A 23,556-nucleotide genomic window follows, 5' to 3' on the forward strand; every position below is an offset into this window, starting at 1 on the left:
AAAATGATTACGTTAAATGAGCTGAAACATCAATCAAAAGCATGTACATGTGGAAATAACCATTATGATATTTTAATTGATAACATCGTTATTAGTGATCAAGCATTACAGCAAGTTGTTCCATATTTAGAAAGTAAACAATTTAAAAAGGTTGCGATTATTGCAGATGAACATACAGATGATGTGGTTGGAAAAACGATTTCTAATCTAATAAGAGAAGCAAACATTGCTAACTCTAAATCGATTCTTCAACCAAATGCTCAGGGAGATGTTGTCGCTGATGAAGCAGCATTAATTGAGGCTATGTTAGGTATTCCTCGGGATGTTGATGTTGTCATCGCTGTTGGATCCGGCACAATTCATGATATTGTTAGATTTGCTAGCTTTAAAATGGGCAAACCTTTTATTTCTGTTCCAACAGCCCCTCTGTTGATGGCTTTAACTCAATGGGAGCCCCTGTCATTATTAAGGGGGTAAAGCTAACGTATCAAATGCAATCACCTCTTGCTGTATTTGCTGATCTTTCAATTCTTATAGGTGCGCCCAAAGAAATGATTGCAGCTGGTTTTGCTGATATGATTGGAAAGTATACCTCCTTAGCTGACTGGAAGTTTTCACATCTTGTTGCAGATGAGCCATACTGTCCCTTGTCTGCACGTTTAACACAAGAAGCTCTAGATGGATGTGTAAATTCTGTAGAACAAATCATACAAGCAGAGAAAGATGGAATAAAAATTCTAATGGAATCGCTCATTCAATCAGGCTTAGCCATGCTGTTAGTTGGTCATTCATCACCTGCATCGGGCGGTGAACATCATCTTTCACATTTCTGGGAAATGGATTTTATAAAGAATGCTAAAACACAGGTTCTTCATGGAGCAAAAGTAGGGGTTTCAACTCAGTTAGTACTAGATTTATATAAGAATCAGATGTTAGAACTTATTTATTCGGACGATAAGTTGCAAGAATTATCAACGAATAAAGCAGACGCAGTACTTAAACAGCAAGATGAGCTAGTTCAGGTATTAAAAGCGTTACCTAATTCTAGTGATATCGCTGCTATGCTTAAATCATTGCAAGGGGCAGTTACTCCTTCGGATCTTGGTATACCATCGGAACTTGTTTCAGAAAGTTTAAGGAAAGCACATAAATTAAGAGATCGTTATACGATGTTAAAGTTTTGGAATGAGCATGTGGGTTTACATGAATATGTGTAAAAGACAAAAGGATAGATAAAAAAGACCAAAATCTATGAATTTCTGGATTTTGGTCTTTTTTTCTAAATTTTTTAATCACCAGAAGTTCATAAATGGTATATTGGAGAAAAAGGTAGAAAAACGTCGTATAATTGAAGAAAAACCACACACGTACGTACATATAAATTCCATTGTGTAAATTTGTACAAAAATATTTATACAAAGTTGTTGACATGTACGAACAGGTGTAATAATATAAGATTAAAGAAGCGCTTACATAACAAAAAAAGAAAAGCTTGCAAAATATTGATTTTACTCCTTTGTTAAGTAAGTCTCCTTTTCTATCAAATAGCATCTGGGGGGAATAAAAGTGTTCAAGAAATCCAAAAAGAGATTAAGTAGATTCTTATTAGTCAGTATGTTAATTGTTGTTGTAGGAGGAGTCTTAGGAGCTTGTAGCAGCAGTAGTTCAGGCGGCGGAGCAGAAGATGGGAAAAGCTTAACATTTATGTTTAGTGGTCAACCGCAAGAACAAACAGCTTATAAAGCAGTTGTGAAAAAATTCGAAGAAGCAAATCCTGGAGTAAAGGTTAAAGTTGTTGTAACAGCACCAGATCAATATGATACTAAATTACAGGCAGCAATTGCTGGTAACAGTCTTCCGGATGTTTTCTTCTATAATCCTGGTAACTTAAAAGCATATGTAAACTCAGGTGTATTAAAGGATATTACAGATTTAGTAGAAAATGCTGAAGGTGTAGATTTAAGTAAAGTTTGGGAATCTGGTATAAACAAATACCGTTATGATGGAGAAAATATGGGACAAGGTGCTCTATACGGGGTTCCAAAGGATTTAGGACCATTCGCGTTCGGATACAACAAAACAATGTTTGAAGAAGCAGGTATTCCACTTCCTGATCCAGACAAACCATACACTATGGAAGAATTTGTAGAAATTACAAAGCAATTAACAAAAGATACAGATGGTGATGGAAAACTTGATCAATGGGGAACAGGACTTAACGTAAACTGGTCATTACAACCATTTGTATGGAGTAATGGAGCAGATTGGTTAGATGAAACAAATACAAAAGTAACAGTTGATGATCCTAAGTTTATTGAAGCATTACAATATTTTGCAGATTTACAAAACGTTCATGGTGTAACACCATCTATTGCTGAAGCTCAAACACTTGATACGTACCAAAGATGGATGCAAGGACAAATCGGTTTCTTCCCAGTTGGTCCTTGGGATATGCCAGCTTACAATGATTTAAAATTCGAGTATGATTTAGCGCCATGGCCAGTTGGTGAAACTGGTGAAACAAAAGCATGGATCGGTTCTTTAGGTATTGGTGTTTCTGAAAAAACGAAAAATGCAGAGCTTGCTGCAGAGCTTGCATTGTATTTATCAGCTGATGAAGAAGGTCAACAAGCACTAGTGGATCAACAAGTACAATTACCTAACAACACTGATGTAGCTGAAGCATGGGCTGCTGATACATCAATTAAACCAGCTAACAAAGTGGAATTCTTACAGATTATCGGTGAGCATGGACGTGATCTTCCAACGAACTTCACTTACACAGGTGAATGGTATGATGAGTTCTTCAAAAATATCCAACCTGTAATTGATGGTGACAAAACAGCTGAAGAATACGTGAAAGAAGCACAACCTAAAATGCAAAAATTATTAGATAAAGCAATTGAGCAGGAGAAACAATCTCAGAAATAATAAAAAATAAATAAGGTGCTAGATTTAACTAGCACCTTATTTTAAAGTATTAAGCTACTTTATTCGTGTTAGTACCCTTTAAGAGAAATGGGGAGGAAAGATGAAAACTACGTCTAAGCTTTATCGGGAAGAGCGAAGAAATGCCTATCTATTTATTGCGGCACCAGTTATAGGGTTTCTAGTTTTTATTCTAGTACCTGCTTTATATTCCATTTATGGTTCATTCACAAACTGGAATGGATTAGGTCAAATGAATTTTATTGGACTTCAAAACTATATTGATTTAATTAGTGATGAGTCCTTCCATAAATCGATGTTCAACACATTGTTTCTAATGTTAGGAATTCCAATTGGTATTATTTTAGCTTTATTACTAGCACTAGGATTAAATAGAGCAATATTTGGAACACAATTTTTTAGAGTTGTTTATTATATTCCTGTAATCTCATCCATTGCAGCTGTAGCAATTTTATGGCAATGGGCTTATAACGGTGATTATGGATTAGTAAACCAATTTTTAGAGAAATTAGGAATCGATGGTCCTAGCTGGTTAATGGATAAAGATACTGTAAAGCCAGCCCTAATTATTATGACGATTTGGAAAGGCCTCGGTTATAGCATGCTATTATATCTTGCTGCTTTACAAAGTGTGCCGAAAACGTATTATGAAGCAGCCACACTTGATGGAGCTAATGCTTTTCAGGTATTTAAGAACATAACTCTTCCTATGGTAAAACCAGTTACATTTTTCATTGTTGTAACAAACATTATTGCAGGAAGCCCAAATATTCGTAGAAGTCCAAGTTATGACACCAACTGGTGGACCAGAATTTTCATCTGCAACGGTAGTATTTTATATTTGGCAAAAAGCATTCGGTAACTTTGAAATGGGTTATGGATCTGCGATGGCAGTTGTTCTCGGCTTGTTTATTTTTATCGTTACTTTTATTCAATTTAAACTAAATGAAAAGTCTTCATTTGAACTTGACTAATATAAGAAAGAAGGGAGTGTAAAGGATGGAAGTTGGAGTAAATGCAAAAGTAGAAACTAAAACAAAGTTAAGATCAGTAAAATCCAGTACAAGAATCACCAATATTATCATTTTCATTTTTCTCTCATTAGGGAAATTTATTGTTATGGTAGCACCACTTATATGGATGTTATCAACATCTTTTAAGGATATTCAAGAAGTATACGCTCTACCACCGGTTTGGATTCCTGAAACATTTGATCCAATAAAGTATATTGAAATTTGGCAAAAAGGCCCATTATTAAGTGGGATTATAAATAGCTTAACTGTTGCGTTATCAGTCACAATAATAGGAACGTTTACATCAAGCTTAGCAGCATTTGCATTTGGGAAGTTAAATTTCCCATATAAAAATCAGATCTTCTTATTACTGTTAACAGCAATGATGATTCCCTATCCAGTTGTCATGATTCCACAGTTTATGTTCTTCTCTAATATTGGATGGGTTGATACATTGCTTCCACTAATTGTTCCGGCGATATTTGGTAACATTATAATGATTTTCTTTTTAAGACAGTTTTTAACAAGCATTCCGAATTCTATTATAGAAGCAGCTAAGATTGACGGATGCTCTTATTTTAAAATCTTTTATAAGATTATCTTTCCATTAATTAGACCTGCGGTAGCAGCTCAGTTAATTCTATGGTTTATGACAATCTGGAATGATTATCTAGGACCGATTCTATATTTAAATTCACCAGAGAAACAAACATTACAACTTGTAATCGCTAACTTCAACTCAACTTTTGCCATCCAAAGTGATTACCCATTAATCATGGCAGCATCTGTTGTGTCGCTATTACCAATGTTAATCGTGTTTATTATCTTCCAAAAACAAATTATTGAGTCTGTTGCTATCTCAGGTGTAAAAGGATAAAAGATTTCATATAACATTAAAACATCATGTAAAGTGGCTCATTTACTAGTAATTGTAGCCACTTTTCCTTTACTTAAAAAAAGGAGGAAAAAAGATGAAACGTGTTAGTTATTTTGCAGATAAAAATTATAAAATCGGTGAAGTTGACCCTAAGTTATTCGGTTCTTTCATTGAACATCTAGGCCGTGCAGTTTACACAGGGATCTATGAGCCAGAACATCCTCTTGCAGATGAAGATGGATTCAGAAAAGATGTGATGGATCTTGTAAAGGAACTTAATGTACCGATTGTCCGTTATCCAGGCGGAAACTTCTTATCTGGTTATGACTGGACAGATGGAATTGGTCCTAAAGAAAAAAGACCAACTAGGCTTGATCTTGCATGGAGAACAACAGAGACAAATGAAGTTGGTATCGATGAGTTTATGAAATGGGCGCACAAGTCCAATATTGAAGCAATGTTAGCGGTTAATTTGGGAACAGGTACACCAAAAGAAGCTGGTAACCTTGTTGAGTATACTAATCACCCAGGAAATACATATTGGAGTGATCTTCGTATTCAAAACGGTCAAAAAGATCCTTATAACGTAAAAGTCTGGTGTTTAGGAAATGAAATGGACGGACCTTGGCAAATTGGTCAATTAAATGCTGAAGACTATGGGAAAAAAGCAAGAGAAGCAGCGAAAATCATGAAATGGGTTGATCCAACAATAAAACTAGTTGCATGTGGTAGCTCAACTGCAGAAATGCCAACATTCCCTGAATGGGACCGTGTTGTTTTAGAGCATTTATACGAACATGTTGATTATATTTCTTGCCATCGTTATTACGAAAATCTTGGTAATATTAATGATTTCCTTGGTTCTTTTGCAGATATGGATCACTTCATTAAAACGATTGCCAGCACAGCAGACTATGTTCAAGCAAAAAATCGAAGTAAAAAGAAAATGTACATTTCTTTTGATGAATGGAATGTATGGTATCAAAAGAAAGTTGAATTAAAAGATTGGGAGATAGCGCCTCCAATTTTAGAAGACAATTATTCATTGTTAGATTCACTAGTTTTTGGTGGACTATTATGTACCCTATTACAGCATGTTGACAGAGTGAAAATGGCGTCACTTGCTCAATTGGTGAATGTTATCGCACCAATTTTCACTCAAAAAGGTGGCCCAGCCATTAAGCAAGCAATCTTTTATCCTTTCTATCAAGTATCCAATTTTGGAAGAGGAGTCGTGTTGAATTCTCTAGTAGAATCACCAAAGATTGAAACGAATAAGCACGGTGAAATTCCGTTAGTACAATCCTCAACAACTTATAATTTAGTTGATAATACGTTAAGTATCTTTGCTTTAAACTGCTCTGAGGATGATGACTTCGTCCTTGATGCACAATTCCGATCTTTTGGTCAGGTGAAAGTAATCGAACATTTGGTCATGGATGGAACAAATCTTGATGCGACAAATACTTTTGAAACTCCGGATAATGTAAAACCTAGTCAAATTGATTCTACAAGTAAAACGGGCGATCACTTAGAAATTAAGCTACCAAAAATGTCATGGAACATGATCAGATTACAATGTGAATCCTAAGATATTACTAACTGTAAGGAGAGATTACTATGTCAGAATTCACAATTAAAAATCCACTTATTGAGCAACGTGCAGATCCTTGGATTTATAAACACACAGATGGTTACTATTATTTCACTGCCTCCGTTCCTGAGTATGACAGAATTGAGCTACGTCGATCGAAAACCATTGAAGGATTAACAAATGCAGATGCAAAGGTTGTATGGGTAAAACATGAGAGCGGCTTAATGAGTGCAAATATATGGGCACCGGAAATTCACTATATTGATGAAAAGTGGTACATCTATTATGCTGCTGCGAGAACCTCTGAAACAAATGACGGTTTATTTGACCACCGTATGTTTGTTCTTGAAAATTCGTCGGCTAATCCATTAGAAGGTGAATTTGTTGAAAAAGGACAAATCAAAACGAAATGGGAATCCTTTGCATTAGATGCGACTTCTTTTGAACATAAAGGTGTTAGGTATTTAGTATGGGCACAAAAGGATCCAGAGATTTTTGGAAACTCTAACATGTACATTTCTGAAATGGAAAACCCATGGACACTTAAAGGTGAACAAGTATGTATTACAACACCTGAATATGATTGGGAAAAAATTGGCTTCTTAGTAAATGAGGGAGCTGCAGTATTAAAGCGCAATGGCAGAATATTTATTACTTTCTCAGCAAGTGCAACAGATTTCAATTATTGTATGGGAATATTAACAGCTGATGAAAATAGTGATTTATTAAATCCTGCTTCTTGGCACAAAACGCCTGAACCTGTTTTTGTTACATCAGAAGAAACAGGACAATATGGACCAGGTCATAATAGTTTCACAGTATCTGAGGACGGAACACAAGATATTCTTGTTTATCACGCAAGAAATTATAAAGAAATTGAAGGTGACCCATTGTATGATCCAAACAGACATACACGAGTTCAGCCGATTTCATGGAATGAAGATGGAACACCTCACTTTGGTGTACCAGTTCCTGACGCTAAAAAAGTGAATAATTAAGGAGAAGGAAGGCTGAAGTGTAATTCAGCCTTTCTCTATGTAGATAAAGAAGATAATAGGTTAAGTGATAGGGTTAAACACTTTATTTTAATGGTATTTTTCGACTCTATGAAAAGAAAAGTGAGGGATAAATATGTTGTTTCCACAAGAACCAGTGAAATATGACTTGTACGATCAATCAATTGCAGACCAAGAAGAATTATGGACAATCCATAATGTCCATGATCCTGCATTATATAAGGATGGAGATACTTATTATGTTTTTTCAACAGATGCAAAAGTAGGTGGTATGCCTAAAGGAGGAATACAGGTTCGGAAATCTAAGGACCTAATCAACTGGGAATGGGTAGGTCATGCATTTGATACGATTCCAAAAGATGCCTACGAGTGGACTGGTGCAAAGGGATTATGGGCACCAGACGTGACAAAATATGGAGATACGTATTATTTGTATTATGCTGCTTCGCAATTCGGAAAAAACCAATCATTTATAGGTGTGGCAACAAGTAAATCAATTGAAGGCCCATGGGAAGATCAAGGTGAGGTTATCAAGACAAAACAAGGTGAAAGTGAGCCAAATGCAATTGATCCTAATATCACATTTGATGAAGAAGGAAATCCATGGATGGTTTACGGGTCTTTTTTTGGGGGGATTTTTGTTGCTCGTATAGATGAGAATACTGGAAAATTAAAGGAGAAGGGCAATGGAACCTTAATTTCCAAGAGACATCTTTTAGTTGAGGGGGCTGTTGAAGGGCCTTATATTGTCTACCATCCTACTTTTAAAAAATATTACTTATTTGTTTCATATGATTCCTTATTTAAAGATTACCATATACGTGTTGCAAGAGCAGACAAAATCGAAGGACCTTACTTAGATAGTAATGGAAACGAAATGACCAATATTGATTTGCCTCCAAATGAAGTTGGGATGAAAGTGTTGGGAGGATATAAATTTGGTAAAGAAGAAGGTTGGATTGGACCTGGACATAATTCGGTATTAAAAGATGGTGAAGACTATTATGTTTGTCACCATGCAAGAGGTGAGAAGACCAGAAAACATCACGCACTTCATATTAGAAGAATTCTCTGGACAGATGATGGCTGGCCATTAATATCTCCAGAAAGATATGCGGGTGAAAAGGAGCAACCGGTTAATTCAACGTTTATGGTTGGGAATTGGGAGATCATTCATATGGATAACAATTACCATGAGCAAATACAATCGGAATCACTCCATTTTCTATTTGACGGTAGGGTTGAGGGATCGAAGGATGGATATTGGTCACACAAAGGGGAAAACCATTTTGAGTTTTTCTTGAATTCTAACAATGGAGCTTACCAATTATTAGTATTGGCAGCTTGGGATTGGACTTTATGGAGACCGACTATGGTATTTGCAGGAAAAAATTCTAGTGGAGATGTAATTGTAGGGAAAAAAGTAGAAAAATCACCAAACTTGTAAGGATGAATTTTTGCTGATTTATAAGTTTTTAATGCGAAAATACAACAATTTCTTAGAAAATAATGAAATTTGTATTGAAAAATATGAAATAAGTGCTAAAATTTAATTAAGGTTATACGTATAAGTTATAATTTATAGTATTTCCAAATAAGTTGTATAAGAGATTGTGAAGATTATCTCAAATTTGTACGTATGATAATAATAAATTATTGATAAATTGATAGTTTAATAAAAAAATGTAGCTGGAAGAGTCGGGGGGATTTTAAATGACTAAATATTCAATTGGTGTTGATTACGGCACTCAATCTGGTAGAGCCGTTCTTGTGGAGATTGGAACAGGAAAAGAAATAGCAACCTCGGTAAAGCCTTATACTCATGGTGTAATGGATGAATATTTACCAGATGGAGTAACCAAATTAGAAAATGACTGGGCATTGCAACACCCTACAGATTATATAGAAGTTTTGGAAACAACAGTTCCTGATGTCCTAAAACAAGCTAACGTTTCAGCGGACGATGTTATTGGTATTGGAATTGATTTTACAGCTTGTACGGTATTACCTATTAACAAAAATGGAACACCACTATGTTTAACAGAACAATATATGAACCATCCTCATAGCTATGTGAAGTTATGGAAACACCATGCGGCACAAGATGAAGCAAACTCTTTAAATGAAATTGCAGAAACAAGAGGAGAAGCATTTTTACAAAGATATGGCGGGAAAATTTCTTCAGAATGGCTTGTTCCTAAATTGTGGCAGATCCTTAATGAGGCACCAGAGATTTACGATGCTGCAGATCAATTTGTGGAAGCAACAGACTGGGTTACCTATCAGCTTACAGGTGACTTGAAAAGAAACAGTTGTACTGCTGGATATAAAGCGATTTGGCATAAACAAGAAGGATATCCATCAAAAGAATTTTTTAAAGCATTAGATCCTCGCTTGGAAAATGTTGTTGAAGAAAAGTTATCTACTAATATTTATCCAATAGGCTCTAAAGCGGGAGAGTTAACTGAAAAAGCTGCAAAAATGATCGGATTGAATCCAGGAACCGCAGTTGCTATAGCAAATGTTGATGCACATGTTGCTGTACCAGCAGTTGGAATTACAGAGCCAGGCAAGCTTCTAATGATTATGGGAACATCTACATGTCACATCTTACTAGGAGAAAAAGAAGAAGTAGTACCAGGTATGTGTGGTGTTGTAGAAGATGGAGTAATTCCAGGATTTATGGGATATGAAGCAGGTCAATCATGTGTAGGAGATCATTTTGAATGGTTCACAGAAAACTGTGTACCTGCTAGCTACTATGAAGAAGCACAAGAAAAAGGAATGAATATCCACCAATTCTTAACAGAAAAAGCAGCTCAATTGGAGGTTGGTGAAAGCGGTTTAATTTCACTTGACTGGTGGAATGGGAATCGATCTACACTTGTAGATGCTGATTTAACAGGTGTTTTATTAGGAGCTACATTACTAACGAAGCCTGAGGAAATTTACCGAGCTTTAATTGAAGCAACAGCATATGGTACACGAACAATTGTTGAGGCATTTAGAAATAGTGGAGTGCTGATTCATGAAGTATATGCATGTGGTGGAATTGCTGAGAAAAATGGATTAATGATGCAAATCTATTCAGATGTATTAAAAATGGATATCAAAATATCTGCTTCATCTCAAACTCCAGCGCTTGGTTCTGCTATGTTTGGAGCAGTTGCCGCTGGTAAGGAACGTGGCGGATACGATGATATTAAAGATGCAGCAAATGAAATGGCTAGATTAAAAGATTATGTTTATCAACCTAACCACGAGAATTCACAAGTTTACGACCAACTATTCTCTGAATATGCAAGATTATATGATTATTTCGGTCGTGGTGAAAATAACGTGATGAAAAACTTAAAGAAAATCAAACATGCTCAATCTAACAAAGCAAAAGAAAAGATTACACAATAAATCCAATATATCTATTACTCTATTTTCTGAAGTGGGGCATCCTTCTTTAGCCCCCACTTTTCAATAGAAAGGGGAGACAACTGATGCTTGAACAATTGAAAGAACAAGTTTTAGAGGCAAACCTTCAGTTACCAAAATATAAAATGGTTACTTTCACATGGGGAAACGTAAGTGGAATTAATCGAGAAAAAGGTCTTGTAGTCATTAAACCTAGTGGAATTCCTTATGAAGAGCTAAAGGCTGAAGATTTAGTTGTAGTCAATCTGAATGGTGAAATAATAGAAGGAGACATGCGTCCATCATCTGATACTGCAACACACTTAGCGCTTTATAAAGCATTTCCTTCGATTGGTGGGGTTGTACATACACATTCACCATGGGCAACTAGTTGGGCCCAAGCAAGCCGTCCAATTCCTGCATTAGGAACAACTCATGCTGATTATTATTATGGTGAAATTCCTTGTACAAGAGCTTTAACAGAAGATGAGATTACTAGAGGCTATGAACTAGAAACAGGAAATGTCATTATAGAAACATTTCAATCTAAAGACCTAGATCCAATAGCGATGCCAGGTGTGCTCGTTTCAGGTCATGCACCGTTCGTTTGGGGAAAGAATGCTAGCCAAGCAGTTCATAACGCAGTTGTTTTAGAAGAGGTAGCCAAAATGGCATTACACACGTATCAATTAAATCCAATTGCTGGTCCAATCGATCAATTTTTGCTAGATAAACATTATCTTCGTAAGCATGGAGCAAATGCTTATTATGGTCAGAAAAACAAAGAAGTGAAACAGTAACTATCGATTAGGGGGAAACCATTATGCTAACAGTGAAACCATACGAATTTTGGTTTGTAACAGGTAGTCAAGATTTATACGGAGAAGAAACAGTAAGAGAAGTTGAAGCAAACTCAAAAGTAATTACAGAAGGTCTTGACCAAGATTCTACATTAACATATAAGCTAGTATTTAAATCAGTTTTAAAGGATGCAGATTCCATTCGTAAATTATGTTTAGAAGCAAATGCTGATGAAAACTGTGCAGGTATTATTACATGGATGCATACTTTCTCTCCAGCAAAAATGTGGATTGCCGGACTTTCAAGCTTGCAAAAACCAATGCTTCATCTTCACACACAATTTAACCGTGATATTCCATGGGATAGCATTGATATGGATTTTATGAACACAAATCAATCTGCACATGGTGATCGTGAATTTGGATTTATGGCAACAAGACTAAATGTAAAAAGAAAAGTAGTTGTTGGTCATTGGGAAAATAACGAAGTTCGAAGCAAGATTGGTAGTTGGATGAACACGTCTGTTGGTTTTATGGAAGGTCAGCATTTGAAAATTGCACGCTTTGGAGATAACATGCGCAGAGTTGCTGTAACTGAGGGAGACAAAGTAGAGGCACAAATTAAACTTGGCTGGACCATTAACGGTTACGGAGTTGGTGATTTAGTTCAGAGAATGAATGATATTTCTGAACAAGAAATTGATCAGCTAATGGAAGAGTATGAAAGAGAATACGATATTGTAGCTGAAGGCCAAGAAGCAGGTCCAGTACGAGATTCTATTCGCTATCAGGCAAGAATTGAACTAGGAATGAAAGCGTTCTTAGAAGAAGGTAATTATACAGCGTTTACAACAACGTTTGAAGATCTCCATGGTATGAAACAACTTCCTGGTCTAGCTGTACAACGATTAATGGCACAAGGATATGGTTTTGCTGGTGAAGGAGACTGGAAAACAGCTGGTTTACTCCGCATTTTAAAGATCATGGCAAATAACGAAGATACTTCATTTATGGAAGATTATACGTATCACTTCGAACCTGGAAATGAATTAGTGCTAGGCTCACACATGCTGGAGATTTGTCCAACTATTTCAGCAACTAAGCCAAAGATTGCTGTTTATCCTTTAGGAATTGGCGGAAAAGAAGATCCTGCACGATTCATCTTTGATGGAAAGAGCGGTGCTGCTTTAAATGCATCAATTATCGATTTAGGACATCGCTTCCGTCTTGTTGTAAACGAAGTCGATGCTGTGCAACCTGAAAAAGATTTACCAAACCTTCCTGTTGCAAGAGTCCTTTGGACGCCTCAGCCTTCATTAAGTGAAGGAACAGAAAACTGGATCATTGCTGGTGGAGCACACCATACAGTCTTTTCTTATAAAGTAACTACAGACCAGCTTAGAGATTGGGCAGAGCTAGTAGGGGTTGAATGTGTTCTTATTAATAATGATACAAATAAGCATAGCTTTAAAAATGAGTTACGTTGGAACGACGTTGTATATAAGTAATAGGTATTAATCTTAAAGACGAGGAAAACAAAAATGAAATGTTAGGTTTCTTGTTTCCTCTTCTTTCTACTATCACTAAAAAAGCATGGGAGGAATAGAGAATGACAAATTCGATTGTTATTAATGCAGATGTTAGTAAAGGGAAAATTAACCGTAATATTTATGGACATTTTGCTGAGCATTTAGGCCGTTGTATTTATGAAGGCATTTGGGTTGGGGAAGATTCACCAATTCCAAACACGAACGGAATTCGAAACGATGTGCTTGAAGCATTAAAACAAATTAACATTCCTGTGCTTCGTTGGCCAGGAGGCTGTTTTGCTGATGAATATCATTGGAAAGATGGAGTCGGACCAAGAAGTGAAAGAAAAAGAATGGTAAACACCCACTGGGGTGGTGTAGTTGAAAACAATCACTTTGGAACTCATGAATTCATGATGCTATGTGATTTTTTAGGTTGTGAGCCTTATATTTGCGGAAACGTGGGCAGTGGTACTGTTCAAGAAATGTCTGAATGGGTTGAATATATGACATTTGACGGTGAGTCTCCAATGGCCAACTGGCGCCAAGAGAATGGTAGAGAAAAGCCTTGGGAGCTTACATACTTTGGTGTAGGTAACGAAAACTGGGGCTGTGGCGGAAATATGCGTCCTGAATATTATGCAGATCTATACCGTCGTTACCAAACATATGTAAGAAATTATGGAAATAATAAAATCTATAAAATTGCCGGTGGAGCAAACGTAGATGACTATAATTGGACAGAAGTGTTAATGCGTGAAGCAGGGCGCTTAATGGATGGATTAAGTCTTCACTACTATACAATTCCTGGTGAATTCTGGACAGGTAAAGGATCAGCAACAGGCTTTCCTGAGGATGAGTGGTTCATCACGATGCAAAAAGCACTGCACATGGATGAATTAATTACAAAGCATAGCACGATCATGGATAAATATGACCCAGAAAAACGTGTTGGTATGATTATAGATGAATGGGGTACATGGTTTGATGTTGAGGAAGGAACAAATCCAGGATTTCTTTATCAGCAAAACACGATTCGTGATGCATTAGTTGCTGCCGTCCACTTTCATATTTTCCATAAGCATAGTGATCGTGTTCAAATGACAAATATTGCCCAAACAGTAAATGTTCTTCAAGCAATGGTGTTAACAGAAGGAGAAAAAATGATTCTTACTCCTACTTACCATGTATTTGATATGTATAAAGTACACCAAGATGCAACAGTACTCTCAGTTGATGCTACTGTTGGAAAATACAAATACAATGGTCAAGAAGTTGATCAAGTATCTGTTTCAGCATCTCAAGATAAAAACGGCAAAGTTAACATCAGCTTATACAATATTGATCATAAAGAATCTGCAGCATTATCTCTTCAACTTCGTGGATTGAAAGAGGTTAGTAGTATTACTGGTACGATTTTAACTGCTGAAACGATTGATGCACACAATACGTTCGAGCAGCCAGAAGTAGTAGCTCCAGCTGAATTTACACAATTCACTGTAAGTAATGGTCAACTTGATGTAACATTACCACCGATGTCTGTTGTCTTGTTAACGATTTAATGTAGAAAGGAAGTAAATGATTATGACAACCAACGTATGTAAAGGCTGTTCTGGAAATGTCATTATCAAAAAAGAAGAAGTAGATAGAATCCTTTCTAAGCACTTACCAGACAATTTAATTGTTTCTGATGAGGTCTATAAAAATCGTCTAGAAGCTTGTCAAGATTGTCCTTCGTTTGTTTACGGAACAACTTGTTCATATAGTGGATGTTTAGTGGAGTACAGAGCTAAGTTTACAAGTAAAAATTGTCCAAATCCTGCAGGTGCTAAGTGGTAGGTCATCAATTCTGAATTTTTTATACATCTCGTTAATGCATAAGATATACATCTCATACCCTATTTTCTGGGCAAAGATGTATATCTTTTTTCTTTATTTTGAAAGCGTTTTAAGGAGGTGATGGGTTTCATTACTGGTGTTAACAATAGCTTGAATAAATGTGAAGAGGAGATGAATTAATGAAACAAATGAAAAAACTACTCATTCTTTCGGTTATCTTGTGTGTGCTAAATATACAAGTAACAGCAAGTGCCGCTTTTTGGAATGTAACAGGGGAGAAAATGATTCACGACCCTTCTATTATTAAAGAGGGGAATTCATGGTATGTATTTGGAACTGGTGAAGCAGGAAAAAATGGAATTCGTGTATTACGTTCTGATAATGGTGTTAATTGGTACACTACACCTGTTATTTTCCCTACTGCGCCATCATGGTGGAAAACCTATGTCCCAAATCATGAATCAAATCAATGGGCACCTGATATTCAATATTATAATGGAAGATATTGGCTCTATTACTCGGTTTCTAGTTTTGGATCGAATAATTCATTAATCGGCCTTTTATCAACGGAAAGTATAACTTCTGGACAATGGCGAGATGATGGATTAGTTGTTCGCTCAACAAGTTCAAGTAACTTTAATGCCATTGACGGGGATCTTGTTATTGATAAAGACGGTAATCCTTGGCTATCTTACGGATCTTTTTGGAGTGGGATTAAGCTTACACGCCTAGATAAAAATACAATGAAACCTACTGGTACTGTCTATTCAATTGCAACTCGACCAAATTCCCCTAATAATGCAATCGAAGCACCTAGCATTACTTATAAAGATGGATATTATTATTTGTTTGTTTCATTTGACAGATGTTGCCAAGGAGTGGATAGTACGTACAAAATTGCCTACGGAAGATCTAAAACTATTACTGGACCATATCTTGATAAAAATGGAGTAAGTATGATGAATGGTGGAGGTACAATTTTTGATGCCGGAAACAGTAGATGGAAAGGTCCGGGCCATCAGGACATATACAACAACAATGTCATTGTGAGACATTCTTATGATGCAGAAAATAACGGGATGCCAACCTTATTAATCAATGATTTGTATTGGGATTCTCAAGGCTGGCCTTCTTACTAATTTTTAAGGGTGGTGATTTTTCACCACCTTTTATTGTAGAGATAAGTGTGAGTCCGCGTTTCTTCATTATTAAAATAAGATCTTTATTTAGGGCACATTTCTAGCCATAATAACTATAATAAAAGTAGGTATGTGGTCAGTTAAAGAATATGACAGTTGACATATAATATTTGCAATTAGAATAACCATGTGATCTAATAAAGATGTTCACTTTTTATACCAATTCATATAAAAACTATATCGTCTGTATTTTTTAAAAAATAGAAAGAAAAAACAAAGTTGCTACAGCAACTATTGGTATGATCAAATTTGGTATACCTCTTTCTTAAATGAAAATTCTTGATGAAAAGGTGAGCGACATGAGCAATTTAGTAAACATGAAAAGCATATTAAAAGATGTGTTGGAGATTAACGATATAAGGTTTTATGAACCAGTAAAGAATTATACCTTTACAAAACTTGGTGGGGAAGCAGATGTATTGATTACACCTTCAACATTTGAAGAAATCCAATTGATCTACAGAAAAGCAAAAGAAAACAAAGTACCAATCACGATTATCGGAAATGGCACAAATTTAATTGTAAAAGATAGTGGAATTGCTGGACTGGTTATAAGCTTGAAAAAGCTAAATGAAGTAAAAGTAAATGGTCATATCATAAAAGCGCAAGCAGGTGCTAACATTATCGATGTCTCAAGGATCGCGTTAAATGAAACATTATCTGGTCTTGAGTTTGCCTGCGGAATTCCAGGGACAGTAGGTGGGGCACTTTGTATGAATGCTGGAGCATATGGTGGCCAAATATCGGATGTATTAAAAAGAGCTACAGTCTTAACAGAATCAGGAGAGCTACTTCTTTTAGAAAAAGAAGATCTTTTGTTAGGCTACAGGAAAAGCATTATATCCCAAAATAACTATGTTGTGTTACAAGCAGAATTTGAACTACAGCATGGTCATTATCTTCAAATAAAAGAAAAGATGGATGAAAATACTAGACTAAGAGAGCAAAAGCAGCCGCTTGAGTACCCATCATGTGGAAGTGTCTTCAAAAGACCACCAGGATACTTTGCTGGAAAACTAATACAGGATTCTGGTCTTCAAGGATTGAGAATAGGAGGGGCAGAGGTCTCAACGAAGCATGCTGGATTTATCGTAAATGTTGATTCTGCAACTGCAAAGGACTATACAGATCTTATTCAAGTGATTCAAAAAACAGTCAAAGAGAAATATGGTGTTAACCTGGAAACAGAAGTGATTGTTATAGGTAAGGAAGATGAGATATAAATCAATATTAGGAGTGATTATATTGACTAAGGAAACTTCAGAAGCACTTCAAAGAAGTGTAAAAGACCATTGGTATGTTAAATATGAAGAGGTAGGCTTTCCATCGATTCAAAAGGGATGGATATTGCCCGTTGACCGTTGGAAGGATTTTGATCCATTTATTTTAATGGCTGAGGATTGGTTTAAAAGAGGGACATTTTCCGATCATCCTCATCGTGGCTTTCAGACAATCACATATGTAGTAGATGGACGTTTGGAGCATATTGACAATGCTGGAGGAAGAGATATTTTAGAGCCGGGAGATGTTCAATATATGAACGCCGGGTGGGCGGCAAGGCATGCCGAGGAAGGTGTAGGAGATGATATTGCACATACATTACAGCTTTGGTTAAACCTGCCGAAACATTTAAAACAAACAGAGACTTCTTATCAAAATATTTATAGTGAGGATGCACCTGTTGTTTCGATTGAAGGAGGATCGGTTAAAGTATTTTCAGGAGATATTGCAGGTGTTAAGGGTCCGATGAATTCCATTGTTCCGATAACATTAACAGAAATTACTTTATCAGAAGGAGCACAATATGTTCATCGTTTACCAGAAACACATAATAGCTTCTTTTACGTTTTATCAGGTGATATGACATTTGGAGAAAACAAGGTAGAGTTAAAAAAGCATGGTGTAGGTACATTAACTTATAACGATGAAGGAAACGAAAAAAACATAAGTGAGTTTGTGATAAAAGCAAATAGCAGGCGTTCAAAAGTACTTGTTTATTCAGGAACACCAATAAAAGAAGAAATCGTTCCATATGGTCCTTTTGTGATGAATACAATGGAAGAAATTAAACAAGCATATCGAGATTACCATAATGGAAAATTTGGACCGGCAGCTAGATAAAAAATAAGCTGCATTTACTGAAGGTTTCTACGACAAAAGTCGTAGAAAAGCCTCCTGTAAAATCATTCTTTTAAAGGAATATTTCAACCTGAATTTATTGTATAGTAAGTTCAAGGAGGTAGTAACAATGGTTGATGTGGCGATAATCTCTAAGAACCCGCATATTCAAAGAAGCTTAAGTTTATTCATTCATGCTCATTCAACTCTTAACTTGATTTACAATCATGACAATCAGCATGAGGTCTTTAAAATACTTGATAGACTTAAAAAGGTAGTTGTCCTGTTAGATTTAGAAGTAGGTAACTTAAAACAAATTTTAGATCTTTATTCAACGAAGCACCACATAATACTGTATACTCATTCAAAGGACTTTTTGGAAATTAGTCAACTTCTTCAAACATATAATGTGAAATATTTTAATGTTTACACGAAACCGGATTGTATATATCATACGATTAAGGAGCTTGCAGAATAGATGGTTGCTATAACAACTAAGTAGAGAAAATAAAGTTGGTGAGGAGGAGTAAACTGATTATACCTCCAAGCTAAAAAGCTTTACTCACCAAACTTTATGATGAATTTACAATGATTGTCACCTTCAGTTCGGCAACAAGTTCTATTTATTTGATTAACACCTAGAACGTCTTTGAACATGCTTGTTTCACATCGACATGCCATTTTAAATTCTTTTGCAACTGAGAGAATGGGACAGTTATATTCTGTTAGCTCGAATGTATCATCATCTATTTTAGAAACATCAGCCATATATCCTTTTTCGTTCTGAAGCTTTACAAGTTCATTTACCTTCTCAGCTGGTGTAGTTTTATTGATTATTTTGTTGCTATATTCTTTAATTAAACGTGTTTCTCTCTTTTTAAAGAGTAGCTCTATAGATTCTTCACCGTGTATATCTTTAATATCATGAAGAAATTCAAGGCTGATTCCTTCATAGTTTTTAGGGAAATATTGCTCTGATTTATCTGACAAAGAATATGTTTGGAGAGGTCTACCCATCGGCTGTTTTACTTCCTTAGAAGAGATGAAACCTTCTTTCTCTAGACTTAAAAGATGCTTTCTTACTGCCATGTGAGTAATTCCTAATTCATCTGTTAGTTCATTAACAGTCATTGATTGTTCTTTTTTTAATAAGTGAAGAATCTTGTCCTTTGTTGTACTATTTTGAATCGAATTCATACTAAAACCTCCATTTATAATACGGAGAAGATATGGTGTGAAAAATAATTATACCATATAGTATAAAATGTTTGAAGAAATGTTCATCTAGCTGACTTTCTCTTTTTTATAATCGTGTTTAAGCAAATTATTTGATCTTTAAAAAAGTTTTGTTTATTCTTTATTTATACTTATTATACTATTAAGTATAAATAATAGTGAATTATTGGAGGATGGAAAAAATGACAACTTATTCTTTACCGACTTTATCGTATAGCTTTGATGCACTTGAGCCTCATATTGATCAGCGCACAATGGAAATTCATCACGGAAAACATCATCAAACATATGTTAATAACTTAAATGCTGCACTTGAAGGAAAAGCAGATTTGCAAGCAAAATCACTTGAGGAGCTATTAAGTAATTTAGACGCTGTTCCAGAACAAATTAGAACGGCTGTTAGAAATAATGGTGGTGGTCATTTAAATCATTCATTATTCTGGGAGGTTATTGCACCTTCTGGTAATGACCAAACTCCTACAGGAGAATTAGCAGCTGCAATAAACAGTGCATTTGGAAGCTTTGAGAGCTTTAAAGAAGCATTCACTAAAGCGGCAACAACACGCTTTGGATCAGGTTGGGCTTGGCTTGTAGTTGATCAAAATGGAAACCTTCAAGTAACAAGTACAGCTAACCAAGACAACCCAATTATGGATGGTCAACAAGCCATTTTAGGGGCTTGATGTTTGGGAGCATGCTTACTATTTGAACTACCAAAACAGAAGACCTGACTATATTTCAAGCTTTTTTAACATGATTAATTGGAATGTAGTAGCAGAAAAATTTAAAAAACTAAATAAATAATCAATGAGTTTTATGAATAAGGTGTCTAAAAAGGCACCTTATTTGCTGTTTAAATGAAAGTTTCCTTATGTGAAACAGAAGGAATTGAAAAAAAGGTTGTTTTTATTAGCGAAGAAGGAAAATAGCGATTGAGCATGTTATTGTTAACTATGAAATATGAACATTTTATCATCTCACACACAAGCTTTTTCAAATAGGAGGGTAAAACATGAAACTTGTTGGTATATCAGGTTCAATCATTGGTTCAAAAACAGCAAAGGCAGTTAATGAAGTATTAATGGCAGCAAAAGCTTTAGATCAGAATATTGAAGTTGAATTCATTGATTTAAAGGATTATGAAGTTGAATTTGTGAAGGGCACTCCACTGTCTTCCTACAATCAAGACACAATTAAGGTTGTAAACACAATCCAATCAGCTGACTTTCTTGTTTTTGGAACTCCGATCTATCAGGCTTCTATCCCGGGTGTCTTGAAAAATCTGTTTGATCATTTACCTATTGATGCATTTAAGTCAAAGGTGACAGGAATGATTACAACGGCTGGTACAGACAAACATTTTCTTGTAACAGAATATCACCTAAAGCCAATTTTGATCTATTTAAAAGGAGTGGTTCCTGTTAGAAATGTATTCCTTCAAAACTCAGATTTTAATAAAGAAAATGAAATAATTAATGATGATATTACGAATCGAATTCACGAATTGGCAAAGGAGATGATTTTTCTCCAAAAATCACTAAAGGACTCGGATGCTTAACAGTTGAATGATAAAAAGAAAAGTACCGGGACGAGAATTGTAAGAGTTTCGGTTTCCGAATACAAAACTAAATTAGCACGGAGTAGCAGTCCTGTTCGTACTGAATAAGACTGCTTCTTTTTGTTTTTATATATGGGGGTAATTAACGGAGTTTTTCCGGTTAGACGATGAATGGAACTCGGTTTGGGGGAAATAAGTGGATTTTTTCCGGTTAAGCAAAGTAAAATGGTCCATTTTTATCTTTTTCGATTAAATAGGCGTAATCTTTCCATTTATTTAATCTATTTTTCGTGCTATTTCATCATTAAGAGGAATTATTCCGCTTGTTTTAATAGCTTATTTCCTGGAGATTCTTGAAGATTTGGAAAACGCTTATTCGTGTGCTTATCTTGGTACAAAGGTCTCCAAGCATTTTCTTTGCTGATTTATTTGTCAAACTTTTAATCTTAGTGCGAAATACTATAAGAGAAGCAGTGTTAATTCGCATTTTGTCCTCTAAAACCGAACATTTTAGAGAAATTGTCCGGTTTTTCTTATCAACTTTTTTGATAACAAATATAAACGGATTGTTTTTTAGAGTTCTGATCAAAATGTAAGTGTTTTCTTTTATGTTGTATGTTTTACACAAGGAGGAAGCAAAATCTTTGTATATGTGCTACATTGTAGAAATCTTATGTAAAATTGTAAAATATTTGTAAAGAAACAGTGTAGATCGTTAATTTGTTTAGACTGTATAACTATAGGGGTTTTTCTTTAAAACTTTTCCCTTTCATGAGCCTAAAGTTATTGACGTAATAGCTATGAAAAAAGTATTATCAAATAATGAAATCTTAAAGTTATGTGTTTAAAAAAGAAAATATAAGCTTAGGAGAAATTAACCCTCGCCTAGCGAGGGTTTTAATTTTTAAAAAATTATTTGAAAAGAGGGAATAGTATGAGTTATCAGTTACTCGGTTCCATTGTTGTCTATATGGTTGGGATGTTACTAATTGGTTATTACGCCTATAAACGGACCACTAACTTATCAGATTATATGTTAGGAGGAAGGTCTTTAGGTCCCGCTGTTACCGCTCTAAGTGCTGGAGCCTCAGATATGAGTGGATGGCTGCTTATGGGACTTCCTGGAGCTATGTATGTACAAGGATTAAGTGCCTCTTGGATTGTGATTGGTTTGACTCTTGGTGCGTATGCAAACTGGTTGTATGTGGCACCTCGATTAAGAATGTACACAGAGGCTGCTAATGACTCGATGACAATTCCTTCTTTTTTGGAGAATAGGTTTGGAGATACCTCTAAAATGCTCCGTCTTATTTCAGGATTAGTTATCATTATCTTCTTTACGTTTTATGTATCATCAGGGATGGTTTCTGGAGGAGTGCTGTTCGAAACCACATTCAATCTTGACTATACAGTTGGACTTTGGATCATTGCTGGAGTGGTTGTATCCTACACATTATTCGGAGGATTCTTGGCAGTAAGCTGGACAGATTTTGTACAAGGATTGATTATGTTCATTGCCCTTATTCTTGTTCCTCTAGTGACAATTATTGAATTAGGAGGAATTGGTCCTTCTTTTAGTGAAATAAAATCAATTGATGAGTCTCTTTTTAATATTTTTAAGGGTACTAGTTTCCTAGGAATTGTTTCTTTATTTGCGTGGGGGCTTGGTTACTTTGGGCAGCCACACGTTATCGTCCGATTTATGGCGATTTCATCTGTAAAAGAGATAAAGAAGGCAAGACGTATAGGAATGAGCTGGATGATTTTTTCTGTTGTAGGTGCTATGTTTACTGGATTCGTAGGCTTTCTTATTATTCGAAAAATGATCTTACTCTTTCAGACCCTGAGACAGTTTTTATTGGACTAAGTGGTATATTATTTCATCCTATTATTACAGGATTTCTACTTGCTGCTTTGTTAGCAGCTGTTATGAGTACCATTTCTTCTCAACTTTTAGTTACATCAAGTTCGTTAACAGAAGATTTATATAAAACATTTTTCCGACGTTCGGCAACTGATAAGGAATTAATGGTTATTGGACGATTATCAGTTTTAATTGTTTCGATTATTTCTGTTGTAATTGCCTACAATAAAAGTGGAACCATTCTATCTTTAGTAGGTTATGCATGGGCTGGATTTGGTTCAGCTTTTGGTCCGGTTATTTTACTAAGTTTATATTGGGAGAGAATGAATAAATGGGGAGCTCTTGCTGGGATGACTGCTGGAGCATGTACTGTAATTATCTGGACTAGTATCCCGGGTCTAAGTGCAACGATCTATGAGATGATTCCAGGCTTTTTTGTGAGTTTGCTAGCATGTTATTTCGTTAGTATTGTAACACCGGCACCTTCAAAGAACATTAGAGATAAGTTCAATCAATATAAGCAATCCGCATGAAAAAAGCACCACCTGATTGTCCTAAA

Annotated in this window: 16 protein-coding genes and 4 pseudogenes; 19 read left to right on the forward strand and 1 reads right to left on the reverse strand. The window is 35.6% G+C overall.

The annotated features are described in order from the left end of the window. The first annotated feature begins 3 nt into the window (after positions 1–3). The 16 genes and pseudogenes from MVE64_RS20200 to MVE64_RS20275 all read left to right on the forward strand — a co-directional run bounded on the left by MVE64_RS20200 (position 4) and on the right by MVE64_RS20275 (position 18,817). Positions 4–1,217: pseudogene (locus MVE64_RS20200) on the forward strand (sn-glycerol-1-phosphate dehydrogenase). A gap of 397 nt (positions 1,218–1,614) precedes the next feature. Further along, the gene (locus MVE64_RS20205; RefSeq protein WP_247347165.1) at positions 1,615–2,931 is read left to right on the forward strand and encodes an ABC transporter substrate-binding protein; all 1,317 of its coding nucleotides are present in this window, start codon (positions 1,615–1,617) and stop codon (positions 2,929–2,931) included. Positions 2,932–3,031: 100 nt separating this feature from the next. Beyond that, positions 3,032–3,923: pseudogene (locus tag MVE64_RS20210) on the forward strand (carbohydrate ABC transporter permease). 25 nt (positions 3,924–3,948) lie between these two features. Next, entirely contained in the window at positions 3,949–4,839 is an 891-nt protein-coding gene (locus MVE64_RS20215) for a carbohydrate ABC transporter permease (RefSeq protein ID WP_247340691.1), read from the forward strand. A 94-nt stretch (positions 4,840–4,933) separates the two neighbouring features. After that, positions 4,934–6,430: an arabinosylfuranosidase ArfA gene (arfA, locus tag MVE64_RS20220; RefSeq protein ID WP_247340693.1), complete on the forward strand. Its 1,497-nt coding sequence runs from the start codon at positions 4,934–4,936 to the stop codon at positions 6,428–6,430. Between the two features lie 29 nt (positions 6,431–6,459). Continuing rightward, positions 6,460–7,431, forward strand: coding sequence for a glycoside hydrolase family 43 protein (locus tag MVE64_RS20225; protein ID WP_247340695.1), 972 nt, complete (start codon positions 6,460–6,462; stop codon positions 7,429–7,431). 133 nt (positions 7,432–7,564) lie between these two features. Continuing rightward, positions 7,565–8,896, forward strand: a complete 1,332-nt coding sequence (locus MVE64_RS20230; protein ID WP_247340705.1) for an arabinan endo-1,5-alpha-L-arabinosidase — start codon at positions 7,565–7,567, stop codon at positions 8,894–8,896. A gap of 266 nt (positions 8,897–9,162) precedes the next feature. Beyond that, positions 9,163–10,857 carry a ribulokinase gene (gene araB / locus MVE64_RS20235; RefSeq protein WP_247340707.1) on the forward strand — a complete coding sequence of 565 codons (1,695 nt, stop codon included), beginning with the start codon at positions 9,163–9,165 and terminating at the stop codon, positions 10,855–10,857. Positions 10,858–10,940: 83 nt separating this feature from the next. Then, positions 10,941–11,654, forward strand: coding sequence for an L-ribulose-5-phosphate 4-epimerase (araD, locus tag MVE64_RS20240; protein ID WP_247340718.1), 714 nt, complete (start codon positions 10,941–10,943; stop codon positions 11,652–11,654). Positions 11,655–11,677: 23 nt separating this feature from the next. Next, positions 11,678–13,162, forward strand: coding sequence for an L-arabinose isomerase (gene araA, locus MVE64_RS20245; RefSeq protein ID WP_247340720.1), 1,485 nt, complete (start codon positions 11,678–11,680; stop codon positions 13,160–13,162). 101 nt (positions 13,163–13,263) lie between these two features. Continuing rightward, positions 13,264–14,745 carry an alpha-N-arabinofuranosidase gene (locus MVE64_RS20250; RefSeq protein ID WP_247340721.1) on the forward strand — a complete coding sequence of 494 codons (1,482 nt, stop codon included), beginning with the start codon at positions 13,264–13,266 and terminating at the stop codon, positions 14,743–14,745. Between the two features lie 22 nt (positions 14,746–14,767). Further along, entirely contained in the window at positions 14,768–15,022 is a 255-nt protein-coding gene (locus MVE64_RS20255) for a DUF6171 family protein (protein WP_247340723.1), read from the forward strand. Positions 15,023–15,210: 188 nt separating this feature from the next. Beyond that, positions 15,211–16,161, forward strand: a complete 951-nt coding sequence (abnA, locus tag MVE64_RS20260; RefSeq protein ID WP_247347167.1) for an arabinan endo-1,5-alpha-L-arabinosidase AbnA — start codon at positions 15,211–15,213, stop codon at positions 16,159–16,161. 359 nt (positions 16,162–16,520) lie between these two features. After that, positions 16,521–17,444: a UDP-N-acetylmuramate dehydrogenase gene (murB, locus tag MVE64_RS20265; protein WP_247340733.1), complete on the forward strand. Its 924-nt coding sequence runs from the start codon at positions 16,521–16,523 to the stop codon at positions 17,442–17,444. Between the two features lie 22 nt (positions 17,445–17,466). Continuing rightward, positions 17,467–18,342 carry a pirin family protein gene (locus tag MVE64_RS20270; RefSeq protein ID WP_247340735.1) on the forward strand — a complete coding sequence of 292 codons (876 nt, stop codon included), beginning with the start codon at positions 17,467–17,469 and terminating at the stop codon, positions 18,340–18,342. 127 nt (positions 18,343–18,469) lie between these two features. After that, entirely contained in the window at positions 18,470–18,817 is a 348-nt protein-coding gene (locus MVE64_RS20275; RefSeq protein ID WP_247340737.1) for a hypothetical protein, read from the forward strand. Between the two features lie 80 nt (positions 18,818–18,897). On the opposite strand, the gene MVE64_RS20280 is transcribed toward MVE64_RS20275, so the two are convergent. Then, positions 18,898–19,536, reverse strand: a complete 639-nt coding sequence (locus tag MVE64_RS20280) for a helix-turn-helix transcriptional regulator (protein ID WP_247340746.1) — start codon at positions 19,534–19,536, stop codon at positions 18,898–18,900. 221 nt (positions 19,537–19,757) lie between these two features. On the opposite strand from MVE64_RS20280, the pseudogene MVE64_RS20285 reads away from it, so the two are divergent. From MVE64_RS20285 to putP, 3 genes and pseudogenes are all read left to right on the forward strand, one after another. Continuing rightward, positions 19,758–20,379: pseudogene (locus tag MVE64_RS20285) on the forward strand (superoxide dismutase). 208 nt (positions 20,380–20,587) lie between these two features. Beyond that, positions 20,588–21,133 carry an NADPH-dependent FMN reductase gene (locus MVE64_RS20290; RefSeq protein WP_247340748.1) on the forward strand — a complete coding sequence of 182 codons (546 nt, stop codon included), beginning with the start codon at positions 20,588–20,590 and terminating at the stop codon, positions 21,131–21,133. A gap of 979 nt (positions 21,134–22,112) precedes the next feature. Continuing rightward, positions 22,113–23,530 (forward strand): annotated as a pseudogene (putP, locus tag MVE64_RS20295) (sodium/proline symporter PutP). Positions 23,531–23,556: the final 26 nt, after the last annotated feature.

Source organism: Metabacillus endolithicus, assembly GCF_023078335.1.
Lineage (GTDB): Bacteria > Bacillota > Bacilli > Bacillales > Bacillaceae > Metabacillus > Metabacillus endolithicus.